The sequence below is a fragment of the Brunnivagina elsteri CCALA 953 genome, assembly GCF_002289455.1.
In the GTDB taxonomy this organism is placed as follows: domain Bacteria; phylum Cyanobacteriota; class Cyanobacteriia; order Cyanobacteriales; family Nostocaceae; genus Brunnivagina; species Brunnivagina elsteri.
This window is the reverse complement of the sequence record NZ_NTFS01000732.1, coordinates 1-1,468: the sequence shown is the minus strand read 5'-3', so window position 1 is coordinate 1,468 and position 1,468 is coordinate 1. Positions and strand designations below refer to the sequence as shown.

At 35.1% G+C, this 1,468-nt stretch carries 1 protein-coding gene; it reads left to right on the top strand.

Translation table 11 applies throughout. The features are described 5' to 3' along the window. Positions 1-350 precede the first annotated feature (350 nt). Complete coding sequence (locus CK510_RS30290) at positions 351-1,217, top strand: amino acid ABC transporter substrate-binding protein (protein WP_245912527.1); 867 nt, start codon at positions 351-353, stop codon at positions 1,215-1,217. Positions 1,218-1,468 lie beyond the last annotated feature (251 nt).

Here is a 1,468-nt window from a genome sequence, read left to right as displayed (position 1 = left end):
TTATTAACCAGCTTCTATAATTAATCTGAAGATTTTTTCTCAATTAATTAGTGATTTAAACTAGGATTTAGTAAGCAAGTAGTTAGCAAAAATCACCAGTGAATTTAACTTTTGTATAAATTTTAGATTAACAATCTCCGCGATAATATCAGAATCAACAGATTATTTTGTTCTGCTGTATCGTAATTTCGTATACGAAGGGAGCAAAAATGGTGTATTTTGAATCCATCATTGGTATTTTTCTGTCAATCACAGTATTTTTATCGCGTTTTATCGTTTGGAGTGAGAAGATGTATCAAAAAAATAGTTTTGCAAAGCGTTTCCCTTGGAGTGTTGCTATCCTCAGTCTGATGCTTGTTGGAGCTGTCTCCCATCCAGCATCTGCGGAAACGGTTATGGCAAAGATAAAGCGCACTGGAGTGTTAACTGCGGGTACAAGTAAAGACGCAATCCCATTTGCTTACACTAATAATAAAGGTCAACCAGTTGGTTATTCTGTCGAAATGTTGGTGTTAATTAAAGAGCAACTGGAAAAAGAACTTGGGAAAAAAATTCAACTCAAATTAGTTAACCTTTCTTCAGCAGAACGTATTCCCAATATTTTGCAGCGTCAAGTTGATATTGTTTGCGATGCGAGTAGTTTTACCTGGGAACGGGATAAGCAAGTTGATTTTTCGGTAAGTTATGCTGTTACTGGTACACAAATGTTGGTCAAGAAAGATAGCAGTTTGGGTACTAAAGAATCTTTACTAGGTAAAAGAATTGGGGTTTTACCGCAAACTACAAATGAAAAAGCAATTCGTCGGGTACAACCGAAAGCACAACTTGTATACTTCAAAAACCGCAATGAAGGATACATCGCTTTGCAACAAGGAAAAATCGACGCTTTTGCATCTGATGGTATCCTCGCTGAAGGTTGGTTGCAGTCACAGAAAAACCACGATGCTTTCAAGATAGTACCCGATCGCCCATTTTCGCGAGAAGGTATTGCATGTATGGTACCTGAAAACAATTCTAAGTTTCTGGACTCTGTGAACTATAGTCTGATTGCTTTTATGCAGGGATTTATTAATGGGAATAGTCGCAATGTAACTATTTTTGACCGTTCTTTTGGTTCCCAAGGTACTATTTTTATCAATCAGGATTTGCGTGATTTAGCGATTGAGACGATGCAATTGGTTATTGAGTCGCGTGAGGAAGCTCCTACAGGGAAGTAGGGAAAAGTAAGGTGAAATCGTAAAGAAAGAATCAAAGATAATCTGGAAAAGTTCTCTTTTTAATTCTTTCTTTTCACCTTTTTTAATTAATAAAATTATTACCGAAAATATCTTTTTATCCGTGTTAATACTTGTTTTAGCTTTGTCGGAAACTTTTTCTGGAATTCAGGAACTTATTTAATTTGTGTCTGTCTTCACTAGCTATCAAATTTACAAATTAATGTATAAATTTTTTATGAAGTATATTTTAT